Genomic DNA, 24,554 nt, shown 5'->3' with positions numbered 1-24,554 from the left:
TGCAGAACGCGTGAATGGTATACTTAAACAAGAATTCTTAGAGGGAATAAGCATTAAGGATTTACAGTTAATGCGTTTATTGGTTGCTGAGTCAATTGATATTTACAACACGGAAAGACCACATTATTCAAATTATTATGAAACGCCTCAACAGATGCATAATCAATCTAAAATCAAAATGAGAACATATAAAAGCAAAATAGCATCACAAAAATGTGATGCTATTTAATAAATTGGTATCCTTGTAAAACTGTATCGCTATTTCAGGACGACACATATCTGAGAGTTTTGAGCAACATTGTTGAAGTGTTGAAACTCTGTATTAGGTAATTAGAGACGATGTGATTATGAGAAGAACGTAAGAGTTTAATAATGCGCCGAATAAATCGTATTACTCACCGGTTGTTTCTTCCTCTACTTCTTCTTCTGAATTATTTTCTTCTTCTACAGGAGGTGCAGCGCTTCGGATCAATTCAAACTCAACACGACGATTGATTTTTCTGTCTGCTTCAGATGTTTCCTGTTGAATGATCGGCTTCTGACTTCCATAACCAATTGCTTCAACGCGGTCCGCAGCAATACTGCCTTTTTCTATAATGTATTCCTTGATAGCATCTGCACGTGCTTGAGATAATTTTAGGTTTGCAGAAGGATCACCACTTCCATCTGTATGTCCGGAAATGATCAATTTGATTTGAGGATGATCAACCAAAAAATCAACTACCTTATTCAAATCGGTTTCCATTTCAGGAAGGATCTCAGAACTATTGTTGTTAAATTCTAAGGAAGTGAATTTCCATTTGTTATACTTGATCGAGTTGGTCTGAAGGTTGATCGTTGTATCTCCTTCAAGTTTGAAGTTGTGTTCAATTCTAAAGAAATCATCCCCTTGAATAACCAATAAATATTCATTTTCATTATTCAGATCAAATTCAAAAGACCCATCTTCACGCATAAACTTGGGTGCTACTTCAATTCCATTTGTTAAATCGATAACAGATACAATACCTTTGAACGGTTCGTTTGTTAGTGAATCGGTAAGAGAACCTTTTAACTTCGTATAGGCTAATGGCTGTGCCTCCATTGGCAATGGGAAGCTAAACAAATCTAAATTTGCCAGGTTGTCAACTTCAGATTTAGAGTAAAATAAATCGCGTGATTTTGAATCGATGGTGAAATAATATTCATCGCCGGGGCCATTTACAAGCGGACCTATATTTTTAGGCTCTTGCCATAGATGTTCAAGCAGGCGGGTTTTATAAATATCGTAGGTATGATACGTGAAATCCAAGCTGTCTCTTTTTCCGAAATTCAATAACTGTCCATTAGAGCTAAAATAAAATACATGATGTATCGGATGATAGAACGGACTTACTTCGTTGCCACGTGTGTTGATTACAGGTCCCATGTTTTGAGCCGGTGCCCAGCCTCCTTTCAGAAGTTTGTATGTATACCAGATATCTGACAAGCCAAAACCACCAATCCGGTCAGATGCAAAATACAAGGTGTCTTCTGTGTGAGAGAGCGTAGGATGTGAATCCCAGGAAATACTATTTACCTGTATGCCTAAGTTTTGTGCCACAGACCATTTGCCATCTGCATCCATGTGTGATTCATAGATATCGCATGAACCCATACAATCTCTACAATCATATAGGAAGTCAGGTACAATACAGCGTGCAAAATAGAGTGTTTTACCATCACGGCTAATTGTTGCAGAGCCTTCGTTGCAATGTGAGTTAATTACGTTTGAGAAAGGAAGTGCTTCATCCCAGAAACCATCGTAGTTTATAGAATAATACAGATCTTCATTTTCTCTGTATGTTAATTTTGTAGGAGTTAATATTTTTTTACGTTTTGTGAAAATTAAAATATTTCCAGTTACGTTCATTGTTGGTCCGTAATCCGGGTAACGCAGATCATTTACCAATTCTCCCATGTTTAAGAAAACACTTTTAGGTGGATACAGTGTATCTACCGTTTTGCGATACTCAACTAATTGATAATAATATTCTAACGGAACATATTTGTCCAGGCTTGCAGCAGTAATGGTATCGTAATAGGTTTTAATTTCTTCTATTCTTTTTCCTCGAAGATTTTTTAATGCCGTTCTGTATAAAAATAACGCTCTGTCGTTATAGCCAAACAGCTGATAGAGTCTGCCTAGCTTCCAGATCATGTCGGTATTTCTGCTGAAATTCTGGATACCAAAAGAATTCACATATCGTTCCATGTGCGGCAACAATTCTTTGTAATTCTTCGCTTCTTCTAATTTTTTAATTTTTAAGAATTCAGCTTCGTTGTAATAAAATGGAATTACATTGATATTCTTAAATTGAAACTGATATTCTGACCGGATGACAGAAACACTGTCTAATTGACCATGTTCGGACATGGTCACAAAAGTGTTCTTATTTTTCTTTTTTTGAGAATAGCCAACATTATAAATGAGTAGAAACGTCAGTACAAGTAAGATACTTAAACTGAATTTGGCCAACTCAATTAATTTGAAAACTAATTTGTTAAAAATGTATAATGGCATGCGAATTGTAAAACTTATATAAATATAGTTCTAATTAGATTAAATACACAAATAATCCTAAAAAAATGCCATATTGGCATAGGAACGGAGTAGCATAAGATATGAGTAAAATGAATAAATCGGAGTGGTCGCTTTTATCAAATATTTTAGAGACAGAGACAGTGGATATGATACCACTAATAACTCCCGAAGAAGAAGCGGAAATGGACAAAGAGGAGTTTCCCGGTATCTTGCCAATTTTGCCCGTTCGCAATATTGTACTTTTTCCCGGTGTTGTTATTCCTATTACTGTTGGCCGTCAGAAATCTATTCGATTGGTTAAGAAATTCTATAAAGGCGATCGTACAATTGGTGTTGTAGCTCAGGAAAATCAAAAGACTGAAGAACCCGGTTTTCAGGATATTTATAAAGTAGGAACAGTTGCTAAGATTCTGCGCATGTTTGTATTGCCCGATGGGAACACTACCATTCTGATTCAAGGGAAACGCCGTTTTCAAATCACAGAAGAAGTTCAAACAGAACCTTTCTTACAGGCTAAGGTTGCGATGTTGAAAGACATACATCCGAATATGGCTAAGAAAGAAGTAAAAGGTCTGCTTCAAACGATTAAAGAAACAGCTACCAAAATTTTAAAAATGAATCCTGAAATTCCTCAGGATGCACAGGTTGCTATCAATAATATTGAAAGTGAAAATTTCTTAACGCATTTCTTATCTTCGAACATCAATGCAGAGTTGAAAGATAAGCAGAAATTGCTTGAATTTGACGATGCAGCTGATCGCGCTACGTGGCTTCTACAGCTGATGGATAAAGACATTCAGATGCTGGAGATCAAGCGGGATATTCATACAAAAGTACATACCGATATTGATCAGCAGCAGCGCGAATACTTCCTGCGTCAACAGATCAAAGTACTTCAGGATGAACTTGGAGATTTCAATACAGAGCAGGAGTTTGATCGTTTGAGAGAACGTGCATTGACTAAAAAATGGTCGGATAAAGTTCGTGCACATTTTGATAAAGAGATGTCGAAGATGCAGCGGTTGAATCCGATGGCGCCCGACTATCCCATAACATTTAACTATCTGGAGTTGCTTGTTGATTTGCCTTGGGGTGAAAACAGCGTAGATAATTTTGATTTAACACATGCCAAAGAAATATTAGACGAAGATCATTTTGGTTTGGCGAAAGTGAAACAACGCATACTGGAATATCTTGCGGTGTTGAAGTTGAAAAATAACATGAAGGCGCCTATCCTTTGTCTGTATGGACCTCCGGGTGTTGGTAAAACTTCATTAGGGAGATCTATTGCGAAAGCATTGGATCGTAAATACGTGCGTATGTCGTTGGGGGGTGTGCATGATGAATCTGAGATCAGAGGTCACCGCAAAACCTACATCGGTGCAATGCCGGGTAAAATTATCCAAGGCATCAAGCGTTCAGAATCTTCAAATCCGGTTTTCATTTTAGATGAGATCGATAAAATTTCTAAAGATCTCAGAGGCGATCCATCTTCTGCTTTGTTAGAAGTATTGGATCCGGAACAGAATTCAACCTTTATGGATAATTTCATTGAAGTTGAATACGATCTGTCTAAAGTCTTATTCATTGCTACATCGAACTCATTGGAAAGCATACAGCCTGCATTAAGAGACCGTATGGAGATCATTGAAATCAATGGATACACGTTGGAAGAGAAAATCCAGATCGCTAAAAAATATTTGATCCCGAAGCAGAAAGAAGAGCATGGTTTAAAACCGAAGTCTGTTTCTTTTACGGACGCAGCGATTGTTAAGATCATTGAAGATTATACACGCGAATCGGGTGTTCGTAATCTGGAACGTAAGATTGGTGCTGTTGTACGAAATGTTGCAGTATCGGTAGCAATGGGCAACGAATACACAAAAAAGATTCAACCTGCGCAGGTGCGTGAAATATTGGGATCTGAGGATTTTGAAAAAGACACCTATCAGCAGGATGAGTTGGCAGGTATTGTTACAGGTTTGGCCTGGACGCCTTATGGCGGCGAGATTTTAACGATTGAATCTATTATAAGTAAAGGCAAAGGTAAACTTACGTTATCCGGTCAGCTGGGTGATGTGATGAAAGAATCGGCAGGTGCAGCACTTTCTTTGTTGAAAGCAAATGTTGAAGCGATCGGTATCGACTATCGTGTGTTTGATCATTTTGATCTGCATGTGCACGTACCGGCTGGAGCAACGCCTAAAGATGGTCCTTCTGCAGGGATTGCTTTATATACCTCTTTGGCATCTACGTTTACTCAACGTAAGATCAAACCTGCTCTGGCTATGACGGGTGAAATTACCTTGCGTGGCAAAGTATTGCCAGTCGGAGGGATCAAAGAGAAAATTCTTGCAGCAAAACGTGCAGGCATTAAAGAGATTATTTTGAGTGTGAAGAATAAAAAGGATATTGAAGAAATTCACCAGCCGGATATTGCCGATCTGAAATTTCATTTTGTAGAAACGGCCGATGAAGTGTTGGCAATTGCCTTGCTGAAACAAAAAATTAAGAAGCCTTTTAATCTTCAAATTCCGGAAGAATCAAAAAAGAAAGAAAAATAACAAGTAAATTACGGAAGCAGATACCATCTGCTTCCGTTTTACGTTTTGCTAATAAAATGATACGAATGCGTTTTTTTATTTATTTGATTCTTTTGTTGCCCTTCACATCGCTGGCCCAATTAGGCGGACGTACAGGCTATTCTTTTCTTGAAGTGCCGGTTGCAGCCCGTCAGGCAGCAGTTGGCGGATACAACGTATCGATCCAGGATAGAGATGTTGCAATGGGTTATTCAAATCCTGCTTTATTAAATGATAGCGTTCATAAAACCGTTAGCTTTACCTATCAACCATTTTTTGCAGACATAAAAAAAACAACACTGTTTGGTGCCTATAAATTAAAGGAAGATAAAGGGACCTTAAGTGTGGGATTGAATTATTTCAGTTATGGGAAAATAGATCAGATAGATGCTTCGGGCAATGCTACAGGAGCAGTTTTTAGTCCGAATGAATATGCAGTGATTCTTGGATATGCAAAAAGCCTCGGGCCGTTTTCAATGGGCGCAAATTTAAAATACGTTCATTCTTCCATTGAGACCTATAACGCTTCGGCTGTAATGGTTGACTTTGGGACGCTTTATAAGCATCCCAAGCAACAATTGACGGTGGGCTTAACGTTTAAAAATGTTGGTTTCAATCTGAATAATTACGTAAAAGATCAACCCGTAAATTTACCTTTTGATATACAGTTGGGTGCAACGTTTAAACCGGAACATATGCCGTTGCGTTTTTCACTTACGACACATCATTTATATAAATTTGATATTGTTTATAATGACCCGTCTATTAATGTGAAAGTGAATTTAGATGGAACGGTGACTCCAATTGAAACCACGTTTTCAGATAAGTTATTAAGACATTTTGTAATTGGCGGCGAATTGCTGTTGACAAAGAATATTCACGCACGTTTTGGATATAATTTTTTAATGAGAAGAGAAATGCGTCTGCAGGACCGCTCTGCAGGAGCCGGTCTTTCCTGGGGTTTCATGATGCGTGTAAAGAAATTTGATATTGGCTTTACGCGCACGTATTATTCAATCAAAGGAGGCAGCAGCTTTTTTACTTTGGGATTGAATATCAATGAATGGATTAAGAAATAATAAATAAAAATTTGGATGGCAGCTTTAGAAGGATTACTAACACCTACAGAAATTGTAGCGGAGTTGGATAAGTATATAATCGGACAAGCAGATGCAAAACGAAATGTAGCAATTGCATTGCGCAACCGTTGGAGAAGGATGTATGCTCAAGAAGATATGCGAAAAGAAATTATGCCGAATAATATCCTGTTGATTGGTCCGACGGGTGTTGGCAAAACTGAAATCGCACGCCGCCTTGCAAAGCTTGCAGATGCTCCATTTACTAAGGTTGAAGCATCTAAATTTACAGAAGTAGGTTATGTTGGCCGCGATGTAGAAAGCATGGTACGCGATCTGGTAGAGCAGGCCGTGAACATGGTTAAGACTCAGAAGAAAGAAGAAGTCAAAATAAAAGCTGCGCAGGTTGTTGAAGATATTATTTTAGATCTGTTGATTCCGCCTGTTAAATCAGCAGGTTTAGGTTTTAAAAGCAATCGCTCAGATGTTCCTGTTGATAGTACAGAGGTGCCTAACAATGATGAAGAGTTAAATGAACGTACACGAGAATTGTTTCGTGAGAAGATTCGCAAAGGTGAATTGGATGAGCGTAAAGTAGAGATTAATGTACAGCAGCAAGGACCCGGTGTTGGCGTTGTGGGCGGTGCAATGGATGAAGCATCTATGATGAACATTCAGGAAATGATCGGAAATATGATTCCGAAGAAAACCAAAAAAAGGAAGCTTGCCATTTCTGAAGCGCGTAAAATATTAATGGAAGAAGAGTCTGCTAAATTAATTGACATGGACGATGTAAAAGACGAAGCCATTCGTAAAGCAGAGAACATGGGAATTATATTTATAGATGAAATTGATAAAGTAGCTTCTTCTAAAAAGGGAAGCGGTCCGGATGTCAGCAGAGAAGGGGTTCAGAGAGATTTACTTCCGATTGTGGAAGGCAGTGCTGTAAACACCAAATACGGTATCGTACATACAGATCACATCTTGTTTATTGCAGCAGGTGCATTTCATATTTCTAAACCATCTGATCTGATTCCTGAATTGCAGGGACGGTTTCCGATCCGTGTAGAATTAAACAGTCTTACTCAAGGAGATTTTTATCATATCCTAAAAGAGCCTAAAAATGCCCTGACCAGACAGTATGAAGCATTGCTGAGTTCAGAAAATGTTGTTATAACGTTTGAAGACGATGCGCTGAAAGCGATTGCTGAAATTGCATTTGAGTTGAATGTTGAAGTTGAAAACATAGGTGCAAGAAGATTACATACTGTTATGAGTCATTTGCTGAATGAGCTGTTGTTTGAAGTGCCGGATCGAAGAATGAGTGAAGCACCGATTGTAATAACAAAAGAATATGTGCATCAGAAAATGAATGGGTTGGTTAAAAATAGAGATCTAAGTCAGTTTATTTTATAATGAACTCCTATTACATCAGCGGTACTTCTTCCGGGATTGGAAAGGCAATAGCATTAGTGTTATTGGAAAGAGAGGATACGCGTGTCATAGGAATATCCAGGACTTGTACGATTGAACATATACATTACACACATGTGTATGCAGACCTGAGCGATCCTGCACAGGTAGCAAAGACTGCTGAAATCTTTAAAGCGAAACACACAGAAACGGAAAAACTTTATTTGATAAATAACGCCGGAGTTATTGATCCGATTCAATATGCTCAAGCATATTCTGAAGTAGAGATTCAGCGTTTAATGCAAGTGAATTTGATTGCATCCATACAATTGATAAGTGCGTTCCTTAAAATTCCGAAGAGCAAATACAACAGTCGTATTATCTTGTCTGTATCATCAGGAGCAGCAGCAAAGGTAATTGATGGTTGGTCGCTATATGGAGCAGCTAAAGCCGGCTTAGATCATTTCTCCAGACATGTTGCAAGAGAATTAGAATTGGCGGGTGACAATCGCACACGAATCTTTTCGGTTGCGCCAGGTGTGGTTGATACAGCGATGCAGCAAAAGATAAGAGAAACCACTTCTGATTCTTTTTCAACGGTGGATCGGTTTTTAGCATTACAGGCATCCGGTCAATTGGTAGCACCCGAAGTAATTGCCCGAAAATACTGCAGAATTTTAGATGACCCGGAACATTTTCCGGATGTGGTTTTCTCGCTTAGAGATCTCAATTAATAGATGTTTAAACACTTTTTCTTTATTCAAATATTTATATTACATATAAATGTATGTTAATTAATATATTTAAAATTTTATTAATTGATTGATTTTCAATTTATAATAATATTTGTTGATATATATCAATGAATATTATTCTTTAAAATTGTTGTTTATTAATAAATAAGGTACATATTTGTCTTATACTTTTAGGGACAATATTTTTGATATCTTTTATACTATACTTCTAATGAAAGGGATGATATTTTTTTAAATGTCATCCCTTTTAATTTTTACCGCTACCTGGTTATTAATTGCGTTGATTTTATTAACAGCTACTTATTTTGACGTGAATTATAATTAATATTGCACATAGCAATGAACGTGTTATAATGAGCGCAGAAGATACATATAAGAAGTTATTACCCTTGTCTAAGTATTGGTTAAAGGAATTGGACTTTTATGGTACAAATCAATTCAAGAAGAAGGTAAATCCTACAAGTTGGACAATTGGCCAGCTATATGATCACTTGCTTATATATTCCCAGGAAGTTCATCTTAAAGCAATTCAGGAATGTCTTCAGACGAAAGATGTGAGTGCTAAAAAAGAGGGTAAATCTTTTAAGGGATTCATTCAGTTTTCAGTAGGAAGTTATTTGCCGTATAAGCACAAAAGCAATCCGTATAAAGAACCGAGTCAGCCGTTAAGTACTGAAAAAGTAAAGGATGATTTTTACCGGTTTTTAAAAGTAGTATATAAAGCTGCTAAAGAAATTGATTATAAAAAACCAACGAAGAAAGTAAAGCACCCAAGTCTGGGCTATCTATCGGCTGAAGAATGGTTTCAATTAATAGAGATGCATTTCCGTCATCATGTTCGTCAAAAGAAAAAACTAGATAATGAAGTTCGAAGCAATTTCAGAGAAACGGAAGTGAAAGAGTTTGACGATATCCCGGATCTTCCTACATATGAATAGTTGAGGATATTAGTGAAATATAAAAGGCCTGTATAGATCCCGATCTATACAGGTCTTTTTGTGTAGATAGCAAAAAAAATCCCCCGATACCAATCGGGGGATTTTAATATTAAAGGGAAACGTTAATTAATTACTTAACAGTATCCATGTGAACAATCAAATCAACCAATTTGTTTGAATAACCCCATTCGTTATCATACCAAGAAACGATTTTAACGAAGTTTTCATTCAATGAAATACCAGCTTTAGCATCGAAGATTGAAGTACGTGCATCGCCTAAGAAGTCAGTAGAAACTACTTCATCTTCTGTATATCCAAGAATCCCTTTCATGTCGCCTTCAGAAGCAGCTTTCATAGCAGCTTTGATTGTTTCGTAAGAAGCAGGTTTAACTAAACGACAAGTTAAATCAACAACAGAAACGTCAGCAGTTGGAACACGGAAAGACATACCAGTTAATTTTCCTTTTAATTCAGGAATAACTAATCCAACAGCCTTTGCAGCACCAGTAGAAGAAGGGATGATGTTCTGGTAAGCACCACGGCCACCTCTCCAGTCTTTTGCAGACGGACCATCAACAGTTTTTTGAGTAGCAGTAGCAGCGTGTACAGTAGTCATTAAACCTTCAAGGATACCGAAGTTATCGTTCAATACTTTTGCTACAGGAGCTAAGCAGTTTGTTGTACAAGAAGCATTAGAAACGATTGTCATATCTTTAGTATATGACTTATTGTTTACACCCATTACGAATGTAGGAGTATCGTCTTTTGCAGGAGCTGATAATACAACTCTTTTTGCACCAGCTGCAATGTGTTTGTCAGCAGTATCTAAAGTCAAGAATAGACCAGTAGATTCTACAACGTATTCAGCACCAATTTCATTCCATTTTAAGTTTGCAGGATCTCTTTCTGCAGTCACTCTGATAGCGTTTCCGTTAACAACCAATTTACCATCCTTCACTTCGATAGAACCATCAAAACGACCATGCGTTGAATCATACTTCAACATGTATGCCATGTAGTCAACATCAATCAAATCGTTAATACCAACTATTTGAATGTTAGGGTTTTTTACCGCAGCACGGAAAACTAAGCGACCAATACGACCGAAGCCGTTAATACCAACTTTAATTTTTGACATAATTATTAAAGATTAAACTTTCAACTTATACAATTCTGCACTAATACAGAATAAGCTACAAACATACAATAACGCATCCCCAAAGTCAAACCAGCGGCCTTTTTATTTATTTTGGCAAAAAATAGTTTCAATGGTTTTGTAATTGTCGAAAAAATTCCTAGTTTTGCAAACCTTTAGAAAAAGGCCTGTTCGTCTAGGGGTTAGGACGCGTCCCTTTCACGGACGAAACACGGGTTCGATTCCCGTACAGGCTACAGAGATTATACGTTAAAGCTCACTCAGTTAAGTGAGCTTTTCTTTTTCTGCATCAATCCCGAATTCACATAGTTGAAATTTAACGGTTGATTAAAACAAATTTATTTAAAAAGGCCTGTTCGTCTAGGGGTTAGGACGCGTCCCTTTCACGGACGAAACACGGGTTCGATTCCCGTACAGGCTACAACTAAAATCCCTTTGCTATAACTATATCAAGCGAAGGGATTTCTTTTTTCAGGTAGTGAATGTTTACCCTGTAAATTTTTTAAGATGAATACACCATTAATACATCATAAGTCTAAGGATAAATCTTGCTAGATAAAACAGTGTTACACATATTGCTAGGATTACATACAAGCGGTTTCGACCTTTTATATTCTTTTTTACATCAATAATTTCTTCATCGCTGAAGTTATATTCCTTTTTTAATTCTGCATTGATGTAGGCTTCATCTTTACTTTCGTCTGTTGCGTTTGCAATTTTATTAGAAATTGCATCAACCAATATGGCTTCCTTGTTGATTAAGTTTTCAAATGTAATTCCATGATCTGCAAGGTCAAGTTTGATGCTTTGTATAGATTCGCCTGTCTGCAGTCGATCGGATACTAATTTCTGTATTTCTTTTAAAGAAAGTTTTGATGGATCGAACTTAGCACTAAAAAATGTATCAATAGCAAAAGACTCTTCAAACATTTCTCTATTCATGAACTCTTGTTTCAACGAAACGATAGCAGTTGAGTCCAGCGTACTTAGGTCATCTAATGTTGTACGTAACTTTTCGTCTGAATAACTACTAAAGATGTTTGTAGAATCTGATTCTTGCATGAATGATTTTAGATTTATGTATGCGATATGTTGAGATGTAATTTTGATTAAAAATAAAATCAAAATCTATAAGTTCATATAAATGTAACTATTTCTTTTTATTGTGTAACTCTACTTAAAAAACATTGTCGTACATATGTGGCAGCATATCGGAAATTATATTCTTACATATGTTGCCCGCGTTGCTTTATTGTAGTAACTTATGTTATTAAATAAAAACATCTGACAATTTTAAAAATAATAATTTTAATCTCCTTAAATACGTACAATTTTAGATGACTAAAAAAATCAGGCCATATATTTTTTCCAGAGGAATTGATGAAACCTTCAAAGGAGTGTATGATGCCTTTGCATTTATTGCACTGTTTTTTAAGCAGGTTTTTAAACCACCATTTCATTTTCGTCAGGTAATAGATCAGTGTTATGAAGTAGGAATAAAATCCTTGCCATTGATTACACTAACGGGTTTTGTTACGGGCTTGGTTTTTACAAAACAATCCAGACCTTCCCTTGAAGTATTTGGAGCAACATCCTGGTTACCTTCTCTTATTTCAATCGCATTGGTTCGTGCATTGGGGCCGCTTGTTACCGCATTAATATGTGCGGGTAAGGTAGGTTCAAGTATCGGTGCAGAATTAGGTTCTATGAAAGTGACGGAACAAATTGATGCGATGGAAGTATCCGCAATTAATCCATTTAAATATTTAGCTGTTAGCAGGATTATTGCTACAACATTGATGGTATGTGTGTTGTCATTTTACTGTAGTTTTGTAGGCTTGTTAGGTGCATTTGTAAATGTTCATGCAAATGATACAACAAGTTTTTCCAACTTTTTCCAAAGTGGATTTAGTGATATAAACTTTATAGATATTTTCTCTTCCGTTACCAAGTCGTTGGTTTTTGGATTTACAATCGGAATTGTAGGTTGTTATAAAGGATTTAATGCAACTCAAGGTACGCGTGGTGTTGGTAAAGCTGCAAACCAGGCAGTTGTAACATCCATGTTTCTTATTTTCGTTGAAGAAATTGTGATTGTACAGATAAGTAATTGGATTAGATTTTTCTAAAAATGGAAAAGAAAGCACACAATATTGATATAAATGAAAAGGCTATTTCCATTAAAGGATTGTACAAATCCTTTGGCGACTTGCATGTATTAAAAGGAATTGATTTGGATGTTCATAAAGGAGAGAATGTTGTCGTACTCGGAAAATCAGGAACAGGTAAGTCGGTTTTAATTAAAATATTAGTAGGTCTGTTGAAGCCGGATTCCGGAGTGGTAGAGGTATTAGGAAAAGAAGTTGATAAATTAAGTCAAAAAGAACTGGATGCCTTAAGACTCCATATAGGTTTTGCTTTTCAAAGCAGCGCCTTGTATGATAGTATGGATGTGCGTCAAAATCTGGAATTTCCTTTAACGATGAATTTTAAAAATCTGAGCAAAGGGGAAGTTAAAGATTCAGTAGAAGAAGTATTGGAAGCAGTAGGCTTAATTGATAAATTGAATCAGATGCCATCTGATTTGTCTGGAGGACAACGCAAGCGTATAGGCATTGCCCGTACGTTGATTCTAAAGCCCCAAATCATGTTGTATGATGAGCCTACATCCGGTTTAGATCCGATAACATGTCTTGAAATAAATGAATTGATTAACGAAGTGCAGCAAAAATACAATACGTCTTCTATTATCATTACACACGATTTAACGTGTGCCAAGGAAACAGGTGATCGTGTTGCAATGTTGCTGGATGGGATATTTGTAAAAACAGGTTCTTTTGAAGACGTGTTTGCAGATAAAGATGAACGGATACAAAGTTTTTATAATTATAATTTTATTAAATAATGAAAGAGTCACCAAATAAACGTGCGGTCATAGTTGGTATGTTCGTGCTTGTTGGAATATTGATATTGCTGGCAGGTATATTAACGGTTGGTAATTTGCATACAACATTTACAAAAAAGATGAAAATCACGGCTGTATTTGATGATGTAAACGGATTGCTGCCGGGGAGTAATATATGGTATTCAGGTGTGAAAATAGGTACTGTTAAATCGCTGCAGTTCTACGGAAAATCACAGGTAGAAGTAGAAATGAATATTGATCAGAATTCTCAGAAATACATTCGCAAAGATTCAAAGGTAAAACTTGGTTCGGATGGATTGATCGGGAATAAAATTCTGATCATTTATGGTGGTACAGAACAAGCCGGAGAAATACAAGAAAATGATGTATTGACTGTAGGTGTTATTCTTTCAACAGATGACGTAATGAATACGCTTCAGCAGAACAATAAAAACATTCTCGCCATTACAAATGACTTTAAAATAATCAGTAAACGAATGGTAGATGGACAAGGTACTATTGGTAAACTGATGACAGATGAATCCATCTTTAATAACATCAATGCAACAACAAAGTCCCTTCAGCAGGCGTCTGTAAAAGCGCAGGAGCTAATAGCATCTTTATCTAATTACACTGCTAAATTGGATGATGAAGGTACATTACTGAACGAACTTGTTACAGATACTGTGATGTTTAAATCCATGTCTGCAAGTATTGACAAGCTTCAGCAGATGGCTGATTCTGCAGCAGTGATGGTCAATAACTTAAAAACTGCTAGTCAGGATCCCAACAGTACAATCGGAGTATTATTACATGATGATGCGTCCGGAGCGCATTTAAAAGCAACAATTAAAAATCTTGAAACCAGTTCTCAGAAATTAGATGAAGATCTGGAATTGCTGAAAGGAAGCTTCCTGCTTAGAGGTGCTGTTAAGCGTAAGGAGAAGGAAGAAAAAAAGAAGAATAAGCAATAGAAAATTATAAATGAAAAAAGAGTCCAGATCGGACTCTTTTTTCATTTATAATGAATGTTACTGTGCTTTGCCCAGGTTAAACATATAACCTATATTTAAAAATAAGCCCCGGTTGTATGCATCTTGTCTGAGTCCATAATATTTATCGGTTGTTAAATTGCTGCAGCCAATCATATAGCGTGCATCAAGAAAAATAAAACCATTACCCAATTCTCTTGTACCGCCAATGCCAACAAGTAATCCTAGGTCAGTTCGTCTCATTTTTTCATCTTTTAAATTAAAATTTTCTTTGTCATCGGATTTGTTGTTTGTAATATTTGCATCGAGTGCATATGAAAAATAGCCTCCGGCTTTTGCATACAGCGAATATTTTGAAATAGGTAAAGAATAATTAAATGTTAAAGGTACAGATAGGTAATTCAATGCGAAATAAAGTTCGGTATTCTTTAATGCAAGATAAATAGGATCATTAGGGTCTATAACCTTTAAATCATATTTTAATGTACTGCCCATATTGATATAAGATATGCAGGATTCAAATCCAACATGTTGATTTAATTTAAAAAGCACCGGTATGCCAATATTGAATCTTACAAGCGAATTGAATTTGAATAGCCCCTGATCTTTCCCGCTGAATTTTGTTATAGATGCTCCTGAAGATAAACCAATATACACTTGGCTATATGCTTGTGTACAGATAAAAAAAATTCCGATAGCAATTAAAATTTGTTTCATAGTTGTTTGTTAAATAAAAAGAAGTGTAAATATATTTTTTTATATTCAGTTCTGGATACATACACCAAATAAATATGGTATCAGAATTATTTTCTATTAAAGGAAGGCGTCAAACTTCGGTTAGGTGAAGATGTATTGATTGAAATTATGTCCCATACTGTCCCCTGTAAAATAATCCTAGCCACGTTCCTGGAAGGTAATTTTAGTATAATTTCCCAAAAACTGAATCCGGGTACTTCACGTTTATATGCAAAAGTATTAGAGTAGGGTTGGATCAAAAAAAGGATTTAATAGAAGAAATAAAATAAATAAATAAAAAAATCTAGTTACTTATTTATGTTTTGCGTAATATAAAGCATGGATCAATATTTAATAGACATAGACTTTCCGGATGAAGCAGACGACGAGTTTGTTTCGTTGATTCCTTCACAACGAAGTATGATTAATACCTATATGCATAGCGGTATTGTAACTTCATATAGTTTGTCGTCTGATAGAACAAAACTTTGGGTTACGATTGTGGCTGAAAGTGAAAAAGAAGTGGGAGAGATCTTAGCGACATTTCCATTGATAAGCTATATGGTTTATTCTATCCACAAGCTGGCATTTCATAATACAGCACAATATTCTATGCCGCCAATATCATTGAATTGATTTTGTACCTTCTTCACAAAAATAAAAAAAGAGTCACGCTTATGGCGTGACTCTTTTACTTTAACTAAACTGGAAACTACTATATATATTACTGGGAACTACTATATATTAATTTTGGTAAGACGGATCAGAATGACCGTGGTGATGCTTCACTTTATGCGATTTTGATGCGTGATATTTATGACCATGGGATGCTGTAGCAGCCGATACATTAAACGCAAGTAGAGTAAATACTATTGTGCTGAATACGATTAATTTTTTCATAGTAGTACTTGTTTTGTGATTCAATTATTAATTTATAATACAAGTATACATACCAAATCTGTAGATAACTTGGGCGCATTCTGAAGAGTTTTTGAAGTTGAAATATATTATTGATGCGCAAGGTATTCTTTTCTCAATTCTTTGCGCATTAGCTTGTTGGAAGCCGTTCTGGGGAAGTTTTCTTTAAAACAGATTGCAAAAATTTTAAAAAGAGGATTTAATTCTTTTTGAATCATTTTTTGTAATTCGTTCTGAAAAGCAGAAATATCTGAAATTGACAGAAGGGGATGAATGAAAAGAATTAATTTTTCCGGTCCGCCGTTTTTATCCTGCGAAGCAATTGCTGCACTTTCAAAAACTGCAGCATGTTTATTAATTACTGTTTCGATTTCAATCGAACTGATTTTGATGCCACCCAAATTCATGGAGTCGTCTGTACGACCAATACTCTTATAATAGCTGATACCATCAAGTTGTTGAATTGTAAAACCATCTCCGTGTTTTCGAAGCAATGGATAATTTTTAATTGCCGGAAGTTCAGAATAATATTCTTCGTGGTGATTTTTATTTAACAATTGCTGAGATAGACCGATTGCTGGCGGAATGATGAATACTTCGCCTGAGCCTGCTGCTGAAAGCACTTCTTTATGTTCGTTGATCAAAATAAACTGACTGCCAGGTGCTGCTGTATTGAAACAAGAAAGTGCATTGGGAAGCACAACAGCGCTACTTATGTAGCCACCACCTATTTCAGTTCCGCCGCAGTATTCAATGATCGGGGCCTTGAAATTATTCATGTAAAGTAAATATAAATAATCATCCATGTCTGAAGGCTCGCCTGTTGAACTGAATACCCTCACATTCCAGTTCGGTATTTTTCCAAAGTCCTGTGCGCGCCAGCTTTTAACAACAGATGGAATGGTTCCTAAGACGGTAACCTTCGTTTGAATGGTAAAATCTATAAATTCTTTTTTTGAATATGCACCACTATAAATGGCAATGCTTGCCTTATTGAGTAAACTTGCAAAAATGAGCCAGGGGGCCATCATCCAGCCCATGCCACTGGTCCAGGTAACAACATCTCCTTCATGAATGTCTTGCAGTAATTTGCCGTCGGCAGCACATTTAATGGGTGTTGTCGCGGTCCAGGGAAGTGCCTTGGGTTCTTTTGTAGTCCCCGATGAAAATAAAATTGAAATGGTGTCTGTACTTGAATGATAAAACGGTTCTGTTGCAGCAGCATTGAAATTTAATAGATCCGTAAGTAAAATATCATTGACATTATTCCGGATGCTGTAGGCATCTGCTATTTCAGCTGTATGCAGTATTATTCGCTCAGGATTTGCTTCGAGAACTTTTGGTAAAACGGATATTTTTTTATCTGCATACCAATAGAAATCAGTTGTGATAACGGTTGTTGCCTGTATGATGTCAATACGTTTTTTTAATTCAATAGCAGAGAAGCTATCGGCAACCAACACCGGCTCTGCACCAATGTAGATGAGTGCTAAATAATTTGTAATTGCTTCGATGCTAAAAGGAATGTACAGAACAATGCGGTCACCTGCTGCTATTCCATGAGCGTTCAGTGCAGCCGCACAGGCACGTACTTTTTTTTGTAGCTCTCCATAGGTTATCTGGATAATATCTGGAGACTGTTCGCTTTGATAATAAAAAGCAGTTTGATCTGATTTCGCAAGAAAGCAGCTTTCAACAATATTGAATGTTGCGTCCTGTAGCCATTTGGTTTGATCCGGATCGGCAGCTTCTTTTAGTATTGCAGTATAAGGAGTTTTAATTTTTAAGGGAATGGATTTAATAATATGTTCCCAGAATTTGGCTTTGTTTTTAATGGACCAATCATAAAATTCCGGATACGAAAGATTCAGATCTTTTATCCAGATACTTACGTTTGAGGCAAGCGGATATTGGTCCGGAGTCCATACTACAGGCACATCCTTTTCTGAAAAAATAGTTTTAAAGCCCTGAAGAATAGAGTTAAAAGGGGCGTTCTGATTTTCTTTTAAAAACAGCTTCCACGCATCATTTTTCGAGGGATTGACAGGATTCATAACTACGGTTGGTTAGTGCTATTATGTACGCATAATTTAAAAAAGAGATTATGAAACTAAAAGTAAACTTATTTCGTTGATTATGGCATAATAGTTGTACTAAAACAGATATAACCGTTTGCATATATGTCTCGAATTTATTTATTAATCGTATTCGTGTTTTCCTGCGCATTTTATTCAAATGCACAAGCTGATATTCAGTTTAAAGAAATGGGGCATGATTTTGGCAAGGTTCAGGCAGGGAAAGATACCTTATGGTATAATTTCGTTGTTACCAATACGGGAAATGAACCATTGCTCATTCAGGATATAAAAACCTCGTGTGACTGTACACTGGCGCAATGGCCTAAAACGCCTATCATGCCTGGGAGAACAGCAATTGTTCGTGGCGGATTCAAAATTGAAAACAAATCCGGAACATTTGAAAAGTCTTTGTACATCATCACAAATACGTCACCTGCAACAACGATTTTATATCTCAGAGGTGAAATTATCAGCGGTGAATCAACCCAATAAATAGTTTGTTGTTTAGTTTAATGTAGTTTATAGTTTATTTTCGTAATGCCCTTTGCTTGTCACAAAGGGCATTATTTTTTATATATTTTTTAAGTTGTGTATTGTCGATATTTTAATCCAATTTTATAGTAACGTATTTAATTTAGATTATTATGATGAAAGTTGTTGTATACAGCACAAACACGTATGATAAAACCCATTTTGAGGCAACTGCTGATCATGCATTTACATTTGAATATGTAGGCACCGCTTTAAGTATCGATACAGTACACTTGGCTGCAGATGCTTTTGCAGTTTGTATTTTTGTAAACGACGATGCTTCAAGACCGGTATTGGAAAAACTTGCTGCAATGGGTGTTAAAGGCATTGCGATACGTGCTGCAGGCCACGATCAGACAGATCATGAAGCTGCACACCAATTAGGTCTGCATGTAGCATATGTGCCCGCTTATTCCCCGCATTCCATTGCAGAGCATACGGTAGCTTTGTTGCTGGCATTAACGCGTAAAATTGTTGAAGCAGATAAGCGGGTAAAAAGTTACAATTTCAAATTGGATCCTTTGGTTGGATTTAATCTGCATCACAAAAAAGTTGGTATTGTAGGCATCGGGAAAATTGGAGGAATCACTGCAAAAATTTTACAGGGCTTTGGCTGTACATTATTGGGTTATGATCCCAAACCGAATGAGGAGTATGCTAAGGCCTACGGTTTACAATATGTATCTATAGATGAACTGATTCAGAACGCTGACATCATCATCATACAAGCTCCGCTGAATGCTGCTACCAAACATCTGATCAATACGGATTCAATTGCTAAAATGAAAGATGGAGTATTTATTATTAATACAGGGAGGGGAGCAATTATTAACACCGCTGATGCTATTGAAGGTCTGAAATCCGGAAAGATAGGTGCATTGGGAATTGATGTATATGAAAATGAAAAGGGATTATTCTTTAATGATCATACCATGTCCATTCCTACCGATGATGTTTTTGCACGTTTGCTCACATTCAAAAATGTACTGGTTACAGGTCATATGGCTTTCTTAACAACCAATGCATTAACAAGCATTGTTCAAACAACCCTAGAAAATCTGAATGCGTGGAAAGATGGTCGTAATGCTGTAAATGAATTGTAAATCATGTTGTTTCATCCAGGTGTATACACGTAAATCGCGTACTTCAAATTCAATTCACCCCTTTATTAAAATGACTTTTAAAGGATTTACTTATATTCGTATTCGTTAAGATGATTGATTATTCAGATCATCGCTTATAAAAATAAGAATGTCGTATAAAGATAACATTTCAAAAAAATTAGCAGCACGCAAATCGGAGAATGCTTTCAGAACGTTGAGCGTGCGCGAAGGTTTGATTGATTTTTTTTCAAATGATTATATCGGATTTGCACGCAATAAAGAATTACAAAAAGAAATTCATTCAAAAGAATTGAGTTATAATCTGGAAGTCTGTAACGGATCTACAGGTTCACGTTTGTTGTCGGGTAACAGTGCATTGGCAGAATCTGTCGAGCAGTATCTGGCTCAATTTTTTAAGGTTGAAAGCACCTTATTATTTAACTCCGGCTATGCAGCGAATCTCGGCGTGCTTTCTGCGTTGCCTCAAAAAGGCGATACCATTTTATACGATGAATTGATTCACGCAAGTTTAAAAGACGGCGCACGTTTGTCTTTTGCAGATCGTATTTCATTCCGTCATAATGATCTGGAAGATTTAGAACGAAAGATCAAAAAATCGAAAGGTGATATTTTTGTTGTGCTTGAATCCATCTATTCCATGGATGGTGATCAAGCATTGTTAAAAGAGATCATCGGGATTTCAAAAAAATACAATGCCTGTATCATTGTTGATGAGGCACATTCTACCGGCACCTCCGGTGCAATCGGACAAGGTTTGGTGCTTGCTGAAAACGTTGCAGATGATATCGATATCCGTATTCATACCTTTGGAAAGGCAATGGGGATACATGGAGCCTGTGTAGCTGGTTCTAAAGAATTAATTGATTATCTAATTAATTTTTCAAGACCATTCATTTACACAACCGCATTTTCACCGCATTCATTTTTATCGGTACTGGCTGCGTTTGAAAAATTGGAACAATCTGCTTCGGTGATCGAAGCATTAAATAAAAATATACAGCAGCTTTCTGCAGGCTTACATTCCTTTGAAGGATACATAGCCAGTACTAGTCCGATCCATGTGTTGAAAGTAGGGGGGACGGATAACGTAAAGCAATTGGCAACTGCTGTACAGGAATCCGGATTTGATGTACGACCAATCCTTTCGCCTACTGTGAAAAAAGGCGAAGAGCGTTTGCGTTTCTGTGTGCACGCATTCAATACAAAAACACAGATAGAAGAATTGCTTGCTGCTCTCAAAAAGAATTTATGAAAAAATATTTTATAACAGCCATCTCAACAGATTCGGGCAAAACACTTGTCAGTGCAATTCTTGCAAATGCATTGCAGGCTGATTACTGGAAGCCTGTACAGGCAGGTGTAGAAACAGACAGTTTGTGGATGCGTAGAATGCTGCATAGTGGTCATTCTATGATTCATCCCGAAGCATATGCGTTGAAACTTGCTGCATCGCCGCATGCAGCTGCAAAGGCAGAGGGAATAGAAATAGATTTGTCGCAGATCCAATTGCCGGAGACCAATGGCAATGATCTTATAATAGAAGGTGCAGGCGGAGTATTGGTTCCGCTGAACGATGCAGATGTTGTAGCAGATCTGATACCGCAATTTGATGCAGAAGTAATTCTGGTTTCAAATAATTATCTGGGAAGTATCAATCATACCTTACTTACTGCGCAGGAATTGAAGCGGAGAAATATTAAAGTGAAAGGAATTATTTTTAATGGTCCAGCGAATGAAGAAACTGAACGGATTATTTTAAAACATACCGGATACACAATGCTGCTGCATGTATATCCGGAAAAAGAAATTACCATCGCTGTGATCAATGCATATGCAGTGAAATTATTTGAAAACTGGTATGAGTAAAAATATTATTGAAACAGATGCAGCGCATGTATGGCATCCGTATTCTCCCTTATTAACTAAAAGACCTGTTGCAGAAGTTGTTTCTGCGAAAGGTATGTATCTGCATTTAGCAGATGGTTCAACGTTGTTGGATGCAATATCTTCCTGGTGGGTGAACATACATGGACATGCGAATGAAGTATTAGCAAATGCTGTTAAAGAACAGATACTGTCTTTAGATCACACCTTGTTTGCAGGCTTTACACACAAACCTGCGGTAGAGTTTGCAACACGTTTTTTAGAGGTGGTTGCATGTGAGCAGCAGCGTGTTTTTTATTCTGAAAATGGAAGCACTGCGGTAGAGGTTGCATTAAAACTTGCTGTACAATACTGGAAAAATAAAGGGCAGAATAAAACTGCCTTTGTTGCAATAGAAGGCGCGTTTCACGGCGACACATTTGGTGCTATGTCTGTTAGCGCGCGCGGCTTATTTACAGAAGCTTTTGAATCGTTGTTAAATCCGGTGGTGTTTATTCCGTTTCCGGATGGTTCCAATGATGAAGCCGTGTTATCTGCATTGGAATCGTATATTAAGGACGACACGGTTGCAGCATTTATCTACGAGCCACTTATTCAAGGCACTGCAGGCATGCGTACATACAGTCCTGCGATGCTTGATAAAATGATTCGTTTGTGTAGAGAACACAACGTATTGTGCATTGCAGATGAAGTAATGACGGGCTTTGGAAGAACGGGTAAAAAATTCGCTTCACACTATTGTGAAACACATCCCGACATCATGTGTTTTTCAAAAGCGATCACCGGAGGCTTGTTGCCTTTAGGTGTGACAACATGTACACGGGAAGTAGAAGCACCTTTTTTAACCGAAGAATTGAATCGTGCATTCTTTCACGGACATTCCTATACTGCTAATGCAACCATCTGTAAATTGGCTTTAACCAGTTTGGAATTATTTGAATCCGAACCATGCCAAAACGATATTAAGCGTATTGAAGCAGCTCATAAAAAGTTTTTTTTAACATATGTTAATCATAAAAATATCAAACGTATTCAATCTCTTGGAACAATACTGGCAATTGAGCTTCAAACGTCGAATGGGAAGACAACGTATGAGCATGAGATGAGGCATTTTTTATATGATTTTTTTATTGCTAAAGGTATTTTATTGAGGCCATTAGGAAATATTATTTACATTTTACCACCTTACATTATCACAAATGAAGAGCTGAATCGCATTTATAAAACTGTTGAAGAAATGTTGATAGTTTTAGATAAAAAATAAAACTCCATGCAACCGTATTGCGTATGTATACACGTATACATAAAGTCAATAAATTAAATAAATTCGCATGAATCGCATCATAACACTCATTTTTTATATACTTGCTGTAAGCGGGTATGCTCAGGTTTTAACTAAAAGTGCGGAATATACTATTGCGAGTTCCAACATAGAAACGACCCAACAGATATTGAGTTTACCTGTAGGAAAAGAGCACTTTATAAGTTTGAATAAAACTAAAGGTTCGCAATTAAGTCCGTCTTCTTTTTTGCTGCAAAAGTATGATATGAACTTAGCTGCCGTTTTTAGTACGCCGCTTACAATAGACGTTAATGAAGATTATAAAGAAATTCATGTAGTAGAAAATGAAATTTATTTATTTTCAGAGAAACATGATATTTTTCAAAAGAAGAAAGCATTGAAAGTTTATGTTTTCAATCTGGAAACGGGAGTATTAAAAAGCGATAAAATAATCAATGAGCAGACAGTTGCTGCATGGCTTGAATATCCATCTAAAGGTGCAACAAAAGAAACCTACGAGTTAGCGATCTCAAGCAACTTAACTTATAATTTTAATACGCCTTTAGAGTATCAGTATACCATTCAATTTTCTCCGGATAAAAAAACCATTCTTGTTTATACATTTGATTACAGTCAAAAAACGCTTATTGCAACAACCATCATTTTAGATACAAAATTGAATGTGTTGCAGGATTCAAAAGTGAGTGTAGATAATAACTTTATTAATTATGGTATTTTTGTAAATAATAAGCAGGAGCTTCATATTTTGAACTGCGATAAATTAGGACGTATTGTTTTAGTTCGTTTCAATCCGGTAACACGTGACATGATCTTCTTGGATGTGCAGAGTACGATTTCAAAAAGAGAAGGATTGAAATTGCAATTTTTTAATGACGATGAAATCTATGTTGCCAATGTTATTACTTCTAATAAAAAGTTCAGTGGCATCATGTATTCTAAATTTAATTTTAGAGATCGTATCGTAGAGAAATTAAATATACATGATTTGTCTGAAGGCTTATTGCAAACTTCTAAAGCAGTACATACTTCTACTAAATTATTTTCAAGTGAAGAAAACTGGATGAATTATCAGATCGCAGATTTTCGTTTAAATGAATATGAAAAAATTGTTTTAGTGCTTGAAAAAAGAAATCTGGAGGTGATCGGATATCAGTATGAATCATCCAGTGTGAACGATATTAAAAACTGGATGGTGAAGCTGGGTAAAGTACATGTTGAGTCAGTGATTATGATGGCTTTCAACAAAGACGATCAGTTGCTGTGGGAGAATTATTATGCCAAAAATCAGGTGAATGATATTACGGGTGGTACATTACATGCTTCGTATTCAATGGATATCAGCGACGAAGGTAAGATCCGTATGGTATATGCCAGCAGCGATAATGCAACGGGTGTATACAATCTATTAAAATACGTAGAGTGGGACGAACTGAGCGGAAGCAAAGTAAAAGACTTATCTCTTTCGAATGATGATGGTTTGGTGCTGTTGCGCAACTATACCTTGTGGTGGGAGAGTAAACTGGTGCTGGTTGGCAAAAAAGGTATTCTGGGTAAGAAAACCATGGTACATACCTACGATCTGGCCAGTAAATAATTCTACG

22 protein-coding genes and 2 tRNA genes are annotated in these 24,554 nt (G+C 36.6%); 18 read left to right on the top strand and 6 right to left on the bottom strand.

The window, feature by feature from the left end:
- Nucleotides 1-229, top strand: a 229-nt coding sequence (locus A3EE_RS0105390) for an integrase core domain-containing protein (protein ID WP_018342417.1), incomplete at its 5' end; no start/stop codon positions are given.
- 162 nt (nucleotides 230-391) lie between these two features.
- On the opposite strand, the gene A3EE_RS0105385 is transcribed toward A3EE_RS0105390, so the two are convergent.
- Nucleotides 392-2,497, bottom strand: a complete 2,106-nt coding sequence (locus A3EE_RS0105385; protein WP_245553807.1) for an OmpA family protein — start codon at nucleotides 2,495-2,497, stop codon at nucleotides 392-394.
- A gap of 155 nt (nucleotides 2,498-2,652) precedes the next feature.
- On the opposite strand from A3EE_RS0105385, the gene lon reads away from it, so the two are divergent.
- From lon to A3EE_RS0105360, 5 genes are all read left to right on the top strand, one after another.
- A complete protein-coding gene (lon, locus tag A3EE_RS0105380) occupies nucleotides 2,653-5,127 on the top strand; it encodes an endopeptidase La (RefSeq protein WP_033417580.1) in 2,475 nt (824 codons plus the stop codon).
- 65 nt (nucleotides 5,128-5,192) lie between these two features.
- Entirely contained in the window at nucleotides 5,193-6,224 is a 1,032-nt protein-coding gene (porQ, locus tag A3EE_RS0105375) for a type IX secretion system protein PorQ (RefSeq protein WP_018342414.1), read from the top strand.
- A gap of 15 nt (nucleotides 6,225-6,239) precedes the next feature.
- A complete protein-coding gene (hslU, locus tag A3EE_RS0105370) occupies nucleotides 6,240-7,637 on the top strand; it encodes an ATP-dependent protease ATPase subunit HslU (RefSeq protein WP_018342413.1) in 1,398 nt (465 codons plus the stop codon).
- Nucleotides 7,637-8,368: an SDR family NAD(P)-dependent oxidoreductase gene (locus A3EE_RS0105365; RefSeq protein WP_018342412.1), complete on the top strand. Its 732-nt coding sequence runs from the start codon at nucleotides 7,637-7,639 to the stop codon at nucleotides 8,366-8,368. Before hslU ends, A3EE_RS0105365 begins: the two co-directional genes overlap by 1 nt.
- A 374-nt stretch (nucleotides 8,369-8,742) precedes the next feature.
- On the top strand, nucleotides 8,743-9,327 hold the full coding sequence (locus A3EE_RS0105360) for a DinB family protein (RefSeq protein WP_018342411.1): 585 nt from the start codon (nucleotides 8,743-8,745) through the stop codon (nucleotides 9,325-9,327).
- Nucleotides 9,328-9,457: 130 nt separating this feature from the next.
- Here the strand turns inward: A3EE_RS0105360 and gap are convergent, their stop codons facing one another.
- Nucleotides 9,458-10,465 carry a type I glyceraldehyde-3-phosphate dehydrogenase gene (gene gap / locus A3EE_RS0105355; protein ID WP_018342410.1) on the bottom strand — a complete coding sequence of 336 codons (1,008 nt, stop codon included), beginning with the start codon at nucleotides 10,463-10,465 and terminating at the stop codon, nucleotides 9,458-9,460.
- Between the two features lie 182 nt (nucleotides 10,466-10,647).
- Between gap and A3EE_RS0105350 the strand changes: the two genes are divergently transcribed.
- Both A3EE_RS0105350 and A3EE_RS0105345 read left to right on the top strand, forming a co-directional pair.
- Nucleotides 10,648-10,719 (top strand) — tRNA-Glu (locus tag A3EE_RS0105350).
- A gap of 113 nt (nucleotides 10,720-10,832) precedes the next feature.
- Nucleotides 10,833-10,904, top strand: a tRNA-Glu gene (locus tag A3EE_RS0105345).
- 98 nt (nucleotides 10,905-11,002) lie between these two features.
- Here the strand turns inward: A3EE_RS0105345 and A3EE_RS0105340 are convergent.
- Nucleotides 11,003-11,545 (bottom strand): hypothetical protein, encoded by a 543-nt coding sequence (locus tag A3EE_RS0105340; protein WP_157446896.1) that lies wholly within the window; start codon nucleotides 11,543-11,545, stop codon nucleotides 11,003-11,005.
- A gap of 275 nt (nucleotides 11,546-11,820) precedes the next feature.
- On the opposite strand from A3EE_RS0105340, the gene A3EE_RS0105335 reads away from it, so the two are divergent.
- The 3 genes from A3EE_RS0105335 to A3EE_RS0105325 are packed head-to-tail and all read left to right on the top strand — an operon-like array spanning nucleotide 11,821 to nucleotide 14,362.
- Complete coding sequence (locus tag A3EE_RS0105335; protein WP_018342408.1) at nucleotides 11,821-12,612, top strand: MlaE family ABC transporter permease; 792 nt, start codon at nucleotides 11,821-11,823, stop codon at nucleotides 12,610-12,612.
- Nucleotides 12,613-12,614: 2 nt separating this feature from the next.
- Nucleotides 12,615-13,388, top strand: coding sequence for an ABC transporter ATP-binding protein (locus A3EE_RS0105330; protein WP_018342407.1), 774 nt, complete (start codon nucleotides 12,615-12,617; stop codon nucleotides 13,386-13,388).
- The gene (locus A3EE_RS0105325) at nucleotides 13,388-14,362 is read left to right on the top strand and encodes an MlaD family protein (RefSeq protein ID WP_018342406.1); all 975 of its coding nucleotides are present in this window, start codon (nucleotides 13,388-13,390) and stop codon (nucleotides 14,360-14,362) included. The genes A3EE_RS0105330 and A3EE_RS0105325 overlap by 1 nt, the downstream gene beginning before the upstream one ends.
- A gap of 57 nt (nucleotides 14,363-14,419) precedes the next feature.
- Here the strand turns inward: A3EE_RS0105325 and A3EE_RS0105320 are convergent, their stop codons facing one another.
- Nucleotides 14,420-15,097 carry a porin family protein gene (locus A3EE_RS0105320; protein WP_018342405.1) on the bottom strand — a complete coding sequence of 226 codons (678 nt, stop codon included), beginning with the start codon at nucleotides 15,095-15,097 and terminating at the stop codon, nucleotides 14,420-14,422.
- 357 nt (nucleotides 15,098-15,454) lie between these two features.
- On the opposite strand from A3EE_RS0105320, the gene A3EE_RS0105315 reads away from it, so the two are divergent.
- Nucleotides 15,455-15,751: a hypothetical protein gene (locus A3EE_RS0105315; protein WP_018342404.1), complete on the top strand. Its 297-nt coding sequence runs from the start codon at nucleotides 15,455-15,457 to the stop codon at nucleotides 15,749-15,751.
- Nucleotides 15,752-15,859: 108 nt separating this feature from the next.
- Here A3EE_RS0105315 and A3EE_RS21800 read toward each other — a convergent pair whose 3' ends face one another.
- Nucleotides 15,860-16,015, bottom strand: a complete 156-nt coding sequence (locus A3EE_RS21800; protein WP_157446895.1) for a hypothetical protein — start codon at nucleotides 16,013-16,015, stop codon at nucleotides 15,860-15,862.
- A gap of 107 nt (nucleotides 16,016-16,122) precedes the next feature.
- On the bottom strand, nucleotides 16,123-18,087 hold the full coding sequence (locus A3EE_RS0105310) for an AMP-binding protein (protein ID WP_018342403.1): 1,965 nt from the start codon (nucleotides 18,085-18,087) through the stop codon (nucleotides 16,123-16,125).
- 126 nt (nucleotides 18,088-18,213) lie between these two features.
- On the opposite strand from A3EE_RS0105310, the gene A3EE_RS0105305 reads away from it, so the two are divergent.
- From A3EE_RS0105305 to A3EE_RS0105280, 6 genes are all read left to right on the top strand, one after another.
- Nucleotides 18,214-18,603: a DUF1573 domain-containing protein gene (locus tag A3EE_RS0105305; protein WP_018342402.1), complete on the top strand. Its 390-nt coding sequence runs from the start codon at nucleotides 18,214-18,216 to the stop codon at nucleotides 18,601-18,603.
- A gap of 152 nt (nucleotides 18,604-18,755) precedes the next feature.
- Complete coding sequence (locus tag A3EE_RS0105300) at nucleotides 18,756-19,745, top strand: 2-hydroxyacid dehydrogenase (protein WP_018342401.1); 990 nt, start codon at nucleotides 18,756-18,758, stop codon at nucleotides 19,743-19,745.
- Between the two features lie 148 nt (nucleotides 19,746-19,893).
- Nucleotides 19,894-21,018, top strand: coding sequence for an aminotransferase class I/II-fold pyridoxal phosphate-dependent enzyme (locus A3EE_RS0105295; RefSeq protein ID WP_018342400.1), 1,125 nt, complete (start codon nucleotides 19,894-19,896; stop codon nucleotides 21,016-21,018).
- Complete coding sequence (bioD, locus tag A3EE_RS0105290; RefSeq protein ID WP_018342399.1) at nucleotides 21,015-21,632, top strand: dethiobiotin synthase; 618 nt, start codon at nucleotides 21,015-21,017, stop codon at nucleotides 21,630-21,632. The genes A3EE_RS0105295 and bioD overlap by 4 nt, the downstream gene beginning before the upstream one ends.
- Nucleotides 21,625-22,914, top strand: a complete 1,290-nt coding sequence (gene bioA / locus A3EE_RS0105285) for an adenosylmethionine--8-amino-7-oxononanoate transaminase (protein ID WP_018342398.1) — start codon at nucleotides 21,625-21,627, stop codon at nucleotides 22,912-22,914. Before bioD ends, bioA begins: the two co-directional genes overlap by 8 nt.
- Before the next feature lie 67 nt (nucleotides 22,915-22,981).
- The gene (locus tag A3EE_RS0105280; protein ID WP_018342397.1) at nucleotides 22,982-24,547 is read left to right on the top strand and encodes a hypothetical protein; all 1,566 of its coding nucleotides are present in this window, start codon (nucleotides 22,982-22,984) and stop codon (nucleotides 24,545-24,547) included.
- The last annotated feature ends 7 nt before the right edge of the window (nucleotides 24,548-24,554 follow it).

The organism is Cytophaga aurantiaca DSM 3654 (genome assembly GCF_000379725.1).
GTDB classification, from domain to species: domain Bacteria; phylum Bacteroidota; class Bacteroidia; order Cytophagales; family Cytophagaceae; genus Cytophaga; species Cytophaga aurantiaca.
This window is presented reverse-complemented; position numbering and strand designations above follow the sequence as displayed.

Excerpts from the sequence above, each read along its gene's own strand:
- lon (WP_033417580.1), top strand. The coding sequence starts at position 2,653 with ATGAATAAATCGGAGTGGTCGCTTTTATCAAATATTTTAGAGACAGAG.
- porQ (WP_018342414.1), top strand. The coding sequence starts at position 5,193 with ATGCGTTTTTTTATTTATTTGATTCTTTTGTTGCCCTTCACATCGCTG.
- hslU (WP_018342413.1), top strand. The coding sequence starts at position 6,240 with ATGGCAGCTTTAGAAGGATTACTAACACCTACAGAAATTGTAGCGGAG.
- A3EE_RS0105365 (WP_018342412.1), top strand. The coding sequence starts at position 7,637 with ATGAACTCCTATTACATCAGCGGTACTTCTTCCGGGATTGGAAAGGCA.
- A3EE_RS0105360 (WP_018342411.1), top strand. The coding sequence starts at position 8,743 with ATGAGCGCAGAAGATACATATAAGAAGTTATTACCCTTGTCTAAGTAT.
- gap (WP_018342410.1), bottom strand. The coding sequence starts at position 10,465 with ATGTCAAAAATTAAAGTTGGTATTAACGGCTTCGGTCGTATTGGTCGC.
- A3EE_RS0105340 (WP_157446896.1), bottom strand. The coding sequence starts at position 11,545 with ATGCAAGAATCAGATTCTACAAACATCTTTAGTAGTTATTCAGACGAA.
- A3EE_RS0105335 (WP_018342408.1), top strand. The coding sequence starts at position 11,821 with ATGACTAAAAAAATCAGGCCATATATTTTTTCCAGAGGAATTGATGAA.
- A3EE_RS0105330 (WP_018342407.1), top strand. The coding sequence starts at position 12,615 with ATGGAAAAGAAAGCACACAATATTGATATAAATGAAAAGGCTATTTCC.
- A3EE_RS0105325 (WP_018342406.1), top strand. The coding sequence starts at position 13,388 with ATGAAAGAGTCACCAAATAAACGTGCGGTCATAGTTGGTATGTTCGTG.
- A3EE_RS0105320 (WP_018342405.1), bottom strand. The coding sequence starts at position 15,097 with ATGAAACAAATTTTAATTGCTATCGGAATTTTTTTTATCTGTACACAA.
- A3EE_RS0105315 (WP_018342404.1), top strand. The coding sequence starts at position 15,455 with ATGGATCAATATTTAATAGACATAGACTTTCCGGATGAAGCAGACGAC.
- A3EE_RS21800 (WP_157446895.1), bottom strand. The coding sequence starts at position 16,015 with ATGAAAAAATTAATCGTATTCAGCACAATAGTATTTACTCTACTTGCG.
- A3EE_RS0105310 (WP_018342403.1), bottom strand. The coding sequence starts at position 18,087 with ATGAATCCTGTCAATCCCTCGAAAAATGATGCGTGGAAGCTGTTTTTA.
- A3EE_RS0105305 (WP_018342402.1), top strand. The coding sequence starts at position 18,214 with ATGTCTCGAATTTATTTATTAATCGTATTCGTGTTTTCCTGCGCATTT.
- A3EE_RS0105300 (WP_018342401.1), top strand. The coding sequence starts at position 18,756 with ATGATGAAAGTTGTTGTATACAGCACAAACACGTATGATAAAACCCAT.
- A3EE_RS0105295 (WP_018342400.1), top strand. The coding sequence starts at position 19,894 with ATGTCGTATAAAGATAACATTTCAAAAAAATTAGCAGCACGCAAATCG.
- bioD (WP_018342399.1), top strand. The coding sequence starts at position 21,015 with ATGAAAAAATATTTTATAACAGCCATCTCAACAGATTCGGGCAAAACA.
- bioA (WP_018342398.1), top strand. The coding sequence starts at position 21,625 with ATGAGTAAAAATATTATTGAAACAGATGCAGCGCATGTATGGCATCCG.
- A3EE_RS0105280 (WP_018342397.1), top strand. The coding sequence starts at position 22,982 with ATGAATCGCATCATAACACTCATTTTTTATATACTTGCTGTAAGCGGG.